Source organism: Desulfovibrio sp. DV, assembly GCF_001936595.1.
Lineage (GTDB): Bacteria > Desulfobacterota > Desulfovibrionia > Desulfovibrionales > Desulfovibrionaceae > Solidesulfovibrio.
In genome coordinates this window covers 40349-46348 of record NZ_MLBG01000022.1, presented here as the reverse complement: position 1 = coordinate 46348, position 6000 = coordinate 40349, and the positions used below count along the sequence as shown (strand labels likewise).

General features: G+C 64.3%; 6 protein-coding genes. 3 read left to right on the top strand and 3 right to left on the bottom strand.

The window, feature by feature from the left end:
- On the top strand, positions 1-1101 hold a 1101-nt coding region (locus DVDV_RS07675; RefSeq protein ID WP_139311554.1), incomplete at its 5' end, for a HAMP domain-containing sensor histidine kinase.
- An 88-nt stretch (positions 1102-1189) separates the two neighbouring features.
- On the opposite strand, the gene DVDV_RS07670 is transcribed toward DVDV_RS07675, so the two are convergent.
- Entirely contained in the window at positions 1190-1834 is a 645-nt protein-coding gene (locus DVDV_RS07670) for an SOS response-associated peptidase (protein WP_075354095.1), read from the bottom strand.
- Between the two features lie 186 nt (positions 1835-2020).
- Here DVDV_RS07670 and DVDV_RS07665 point away from each other — a divergent pair, with 186 nt between their 5' ends.
- Both DVDV_RS07665 and DVDV_RS07660 read left to right on the top strand, forming a co-directional pair.
- Entirely contained in the window at positions 2021-3010 is a 990-nt protein-coding gene (locus DVDV_RS07665; RefSeq protein ID WP_075354094.1) for an HD-GYP domain-containing protein, read from the top strand.
- A 53-nt stretch (positions 3011-3063) separates the two neighbouring features.
- Positions 3064-3843, top strand: coding sequence for a potassium channel family protein (locus DVDV_RS07660; RefSeq protein WP_075354093.1), 780 nt, complete (start codon positions 3064-3066; stop codon positions 3841-3843).
- Here the strand turns inward: DVDV_RS07660 and DVDV_RS07655 are convergent.
- Together DVDV_RS07655 and DVDV_RS07650 are read right to left on the bottom strand one after the other, a co-directional pair.
- On the bottom strand, positions 3755-4999 hold the full coding sequence (locus DVDV_RS07655; protein WP_075354092.1) for a NupC/NupG family nucleoside CNT transporter: 1245 nt from the start codon (positions 4997-4999) through the stop codon (positions 3755-3757). The two genes, DVDV_RS07660 and DVDV_RS07655, sit on opposite strands and share 89 nt — an antisense overlap.
- Before the next feature lie 24 nt (positions 5000-5023).
- Entirely contained in the window at positions 5024-5827 is an 804-nt protein-coding gene (locus tag DVDV_RS07650; RefSeq protein ID WP_043634257.1) for a sulfite exporter TauE/SafE family protein, read from the bottom strand.
- Positions 5828-6000 lie beyond the last annotated feature (173 nt).

The following is a 6000-nucleotide window of genomic DNA, read 5'->3' as shown; positions in this document are numbered from 1 at the left end:
CAGCCCCATTGGCATCGCCTTTGTCGACTGACCGGGCCGTCCGATCGGGCCAATCCACGCTTCCACGAGCTTTTCGGCATGGAACAGGGGCAGGCGGTCGGCCTTTCCACGGCCTCGTTTTATCCGGATGAAGCCACCTTTGAGGCTTTTGGCCAGCGTTACTACCCAGCGCTTGGCCGGGGCGAGCGGGTGGACACCGTGCTGGTTATGCAGCGCAGCGACGGCACGGATTTCTGGTGCCGCATAATCGGCCAGGTGCTCTTCGCGGAGCGCCCCCAGGAAGGCTCTATCTGGATCATGGAAGACGTCACGGATCGCCGGCTGGCCGAGGAGGCCAGCCTGGCCGCAGACCGGCTCAAGCACGAATTCATGGACAACATGTCCCACGAGATCCGCACGCCCTTAAACGGCATCCTGGGCATGGCCGAACTGCTTGGGACGACTCCCCTGGCGGCCGAGCAGCAGGAACTGGTCGAGACGCTCACGGAATCCGGGCGCACCCTGGCCGCTCTGCTTGAGAGCGTGCTGGATTTTGCCCGCCTCGATTCCGGGGCCGCCCGGACGCGCCGGACCCCGTTTAGCTTCGCCAATATCATCCAGGGCGTGGTCAGCTCTTTTGGCGGGGCAGCCAGCCAGAAGGGACTGGCCCTGACCTGGACCGTGGACCGTCGGGTGCCGGAGCTGGTTGTGGGCGACGGCGACGGGCTGCGCCAGATCCTGGCTGCCTTGCTCAGCAATGCCGTCAAGTTCTCGGAAACAGGCAGGATCGACGTTGCGGCGACCGCCCAGGCGCTGCCTCCCTCGGATTCGTCGGGCGCTCCGGCCTCGCTGGCCATCACCCTGGCTGTCCGCGATACCGGTATCGGGCTTTCGCCCGACCAGCTTGAAAGCATTTTCGAACCGTTTCGCCAAGCCGACGGCAGCAAGACCCGGCGCTTTGGCGGCGCGGGCCTGGGGCTGGCCATTGCCGGCAAACTGGCCGAGGCCATGGGCGGCCGGCTGACGGTGGCCAGCACTCCCGGGGTGGGCACGGTCTTTGAGTTCGTCGCCCCTTACGAGTTGCCCGGCCGCGCCGCGCCTTCGGGGCGCCAGCCGGGCTGATCCCAGCGCCGGGCCGGCCTTTCCTCCGCTCTTGTCCCAAGTCAGGGCGATACTCCGCCCAAAGCCCCTTGCCTGAGGGGGCATTTCCTCACAGTACCAAAAGCGACGGCTGGCCCAGGTCTGCGCTTGCCTTGAGCCCACCGGGCGGGGCCAGGGCCAACAGCGGTTCGATATCCATCCGTTCGGTGCGTCCCGGATCAAGCCAGGCCTCCATGGCCTGGGTGGGGATGCAAAGCGGCATCCGGGGATGGACAGAGGCCGCAACACCTGTCGCCTCCCGGGTGAGGATGGCGACCGTGTCGCGCACCTCGCCGGCGGCGGTGACCGTGCGCTCATAGATGCCGGCCAGGCCAAGGACGGGCGTGCCCGGCACACTCAGGAAAAACCGCGTCTTGCGCCCTCCGGGCTCCTTTCGCCACTCATAGTAGCCCTGGGCCGGCACGATGCAGCGCCGGTAGCGGGCCGCCGCCCGAAACGAGGGCAGGGTGAGCACGGTCTCGCACCGGGCATTGTGCATGGGCCGCGCCGCCGGATCATCCTTGCGAAACACCGGAACAAATCCCCATCGAAACAGGCCGGCCATGCGCCGTCCGCTCTCACGGGCCGTGAACACGGCTTCGATGAGCTGTGACGGGAAAATCTCCGGTCGGGCCGCTACCTCGGGCATATCCGGCACGCCCATGGCTTCGGCCACCAACCGCCGTGGCACGGCCAGGGCGAATCTGCCGCACATGGTGCTCCCCCTTTTTTTGGGTCCGGGTTTTGCTAACACTCGGGGCAAAGTTGACCTTCGGGGCAGGGAATCCGCTTTTTTTATTTAAAAACGTTTTAATTACAAGACTTAGGTTGTTGTCTCGCGCCATCGAAAGCACAAATTGCCAAAGATTTGATTAGAAAATGTAACAAAGTCAAACGCACGATGACGCAGCTTGCACCGCCCCCGCCGGTCGATCCGGCCAGCGAGTACCATCCGATCCCGGTGGTGCATTTGTTTCCCCATGCCCCGGGAGAATTTCAAATTTATCTGCGCCACGGCGATACCCATACGCTGTTTGCCCGAAGCGGCGAAGCGCTCACCGGGGTGCGCCGGAAAATGCTTGGCGAATACGGCGTGCGCACGGTCTTTATCCACCGGGACGAGCGGGACAGCTACCGGGCCTATATGCGCCGCCATCTGCCTGGGGCGCTCCTTGGGCCGCAGTTGCCCATCGCCGACAAGGCTGCGGTTTTTTACCACAATTGCTGCGACATCGTAAGCGATCTCATCCGGGAACGCCTGCCCCAGGCCGTCTCCGACGTGCATGGCCGGCTGTTTGTGGGCTATGCCCGCGACAGCGTGGCTTTTTTGTGTTCCGAGGTCGGGCTGGCCCGGATGGGGGCGCTGATGGCCCATGATTACGATGTCTTCAGCCATGGCGTGCATGTCTTCGTGTACACGGTCTTTCTGCTGCGCTCCCTGGGGTTGCCGGCGGCCAGCATCGTCCAGGCCGGCGTCGGGGCGCTGTTGCACGACAGCGGCAAAGAGGCCGTGGATGCGGCCATCCTGTCCAAACCAGGGCGGCTCACGCCCGAGGAGTTTTTGGCCATCAAGGAGCATCCGGCCCTGGGGGTCCGGCTTTGCCGGGGCTTGTCCCTGTCGCGTCTGGCCCGGGAGTGCATTCTCATGCACCACGAAAAGCTCGACGGACGGGGCTATCCCGGAGGCCGGGCCGGGGAGGCCATACCGGTCCACGTCCGGGCCGTATCCCTGGCCGATGTCTACGACGCCCTGACCTCCAGGCGCTGCTACGCCGATGCCGTGCGGCCCTTTGAAGCCCTGCGCATCATGCGCCATGAAATGGCCGGCTCCTTTGACATCGATCTCTACAAGCGGTTCGTCATGCTTTTAAGCGGCGCGGCCCTGCTGTAACCCCCCTTGCCGCGGGCTGCCGGCTCGGGTAGCTCCCAGGCAAAGGAGTCGCCATGCCCACTGTCTCCCCCCGGATCACCACAGCCGCCACCACCACCAGCAAACGGTTCCATTGGCTGCTGGCCGCCTTGCTCCTGCAGCTCGTGGCCTCGCCCTTTGTCGATGGCGCGCCAGGGGCTGTTGTCCAGGATATCCTGTTTCTTGGGATATTGCTGGCGGCCTTGGGCATTGCCGGAAAGAGCTGGTTGCATAGAACAAACTGTGTTCTGACGGGACTTTGTGCATGTGCGGTTGTCGTAAAATATACAACCGGATTGTTGTATGTTGATATTTTTGGGGACGTTCTCGTTGCGACCGTCATTCTGTTTACAGCTATTGAGGTGTCGCAGTATTTGTCCCGGCAACGTCGGGTTGACCTGGACACGGTGCTTGGCGGGCTTTGCGTCTATCTGTTCGTCGGGGCCATGTGGTATGTGCTTTATTCCCTGGTGCTCCGCCTCAACCCGGCAGCCTTTGATTTCACCGTGCACGGGCAACACCTGCCCGACCAGGAGCAGCAGCGCCTGCTTTTTTTCTTCAGCTATGTGACGCTTCTGACCACCGGCTACGGCGACATCGTGCCCATATCACCCGTGGCCCGGACGCTGTCCGTGCTGGAGGGCATTGCCGGCCAGTTCTACATGGTCTTTTTCATGGCCCGGCTCGTCGGCCTGCATGTGGCTGAGAAAGAGCGGGTCGTTCCCGCTAAAACGCCGCCAGAATCCCCACCACGGCCCCTGTCGACAACGACGCCAGCACCCCGCCAAGCAGCGCCCGACCACCCAGAGACGTAATCTCGGCCTTGCGCTCCGGGCAAAGCGAGGTCAACCCGGCCAACAGGATGCCCACCGAGCCGCAGTTGGCAAAGCTGCACATGGCATAGGTCATAATGAGCCGGGAGTGGTCCGACAGCGACCCGGCCGGCAGTTTGGCCATGTCGATGAAGGCAATGAATTCGTTGAGCACGATCTTGGTGCCAAGGAGCGACCCGGCCGTGGACGCCTCGGCCCAGGGCACGCCGATGAGCCAGGCGGCCGGGGCCATGACCACGCCCAGGGCCCGCTCCAGGGTGATGGGCGCGCCGGCCAGATCGGGCATGGCGCCAAGGAGGATATTGGCCAGCTTCACCAGGGCCACGAACACGAGCAGGGTGGCGATGATGCTCCAGAAAAGGCGCAGGCCGTCGGCCGTGCCCGACACGATGGCATCCATGCTGCCCGAAGCCGTGGACTTGGGAATGGTGCGGCCAAGGGTCGGCTGGCCGGTTTCCGGGAGCATCAGCCCGGCAATGAGCAGCGCTGCCGGGGCGTGGATGACCGAGGCGGTGAGGATGTGCCCCAGGGCATCGGGGATGGCGGACTTTAAGACCGTGGCGTAGAGCATGAGCATGGTGCCGGCAATGCAGGACATGCCGGTGGCCATCATGGCGAACAGTTCGCTGCGGGTCATGCGGTTTAAATAGGGGCGAATGAGAAGCGGGGCCTCGATCATGCCGAGGAAGATGCAGCCCCCGGCTCCGACGCCAAGCACGCCGCCAATGCCCATGGCCTTCTCCAGAAGCAGGGAAAAGGCCCGGACCACATGGGGCAGGATGTTCCAGTAATAGAGCAGGGCGGCCAGGGCGGCGATGACGATGACCAGCGGCAGGGCCTGGAAGCCCAGGATGAAGGTCGCGCCGGGATCGGTTGCGGCAAAGGGGGCCGGGCCGCCGCCCACATAGCCGAACACAAAGGCCGTGCCGGCCCGGGTGGCCTCGTCCATGGCGCCAACCAGGGCGTTTAGGCCCATGAACACGCCGCGCAAAAAGGGGGCCTTGAGCATCAGCGCCGCCAGGGCGAACTGCAACGCCAGGCCTCCGGCTGCCATGCGCCAGGGGATTGTCCCCCGGCGTTCGCTCACGAGCGCGGCGACGGCCAGGATGACGGCCAGTCCGAAGAGGGGTTGCAGCATGGAGATCCTTTCTGTTGTGGCGGGTTAGAACATGCCCCACAGCATCCGCGTGGCCATGGCCAGGACGAACAGGGCGAAGAAGCGCTTGAGGGTGGGGACCGGCAACTTGTGCGCGAGCTTTGCGCCGTAGGGGGCGGTCAGGATGCTGACAGCCGCCACGCCGACCAGGGCCGGCAGATAGATATAGCCGAAAGACAGCGGCGGCAGGTTCGCCGCGCCCAGGCCGTTGACGACGTATCCCACGGTTCCGGCCAGGGCGATGGGGAAGCCGATGGCCGCAGATGTGCCAACGGCCGTGTGCATGGCGATGTTGCACCAGACCATGAACGGCACGGACAAGGTGCCGCCGCCGATGCCGACCAGACTCGACACCGCGCCGATGCCAAACCCGGCCCCGAACATGCCGGCCTGGCCCGGAATCTGGCGGCTGGCCTTGGGCTTGATGTTGAGCAGCATCTGGATGGCGACGTAATAGAGAAAGCACACGAAAAAGCCCTTGAGAAAGCCGGTGGGCAGCTTGGCGGCCACGCAGGAACCGGCAAAAGTGCCGATGAGAATGCCCGGGGTGATGGCTTTGACAATAGGCCACAGGACTGCGCCCCGGCGATGGTGGGCCCGAAGGCTGGAGATCGAGGTGAACATGATGGCGGCCAAGGACGTGCCAAGGGCCATCTGCATGATGATGTCCGGGGAAAAGCCCTGGGCGGTGAAAAACCAGAACAGGGCCGGGACCACGACAATGCCGCCGCCAACCCCAAGCAGGCCGGCTATGACGCCGGCAACTGCGCCGAAAACGAGGTAGGCGAGCATGAACGACAGTGACGGCATGGGCGACTCCTTGGTTGCTGCGGGCAAGGGCTGGCTGTAACGGAATCGGCCGACATTGAAAAGGGTTGGCGTCCACACGGGCCGCTCTCGCAGTCCTTTTGCTTCCCGTATTCTTCGGACCGGCCGTAAAAAAGCCCCGGCCGGGCGCAAGGCCGGGCCGGGGCGATCTATGG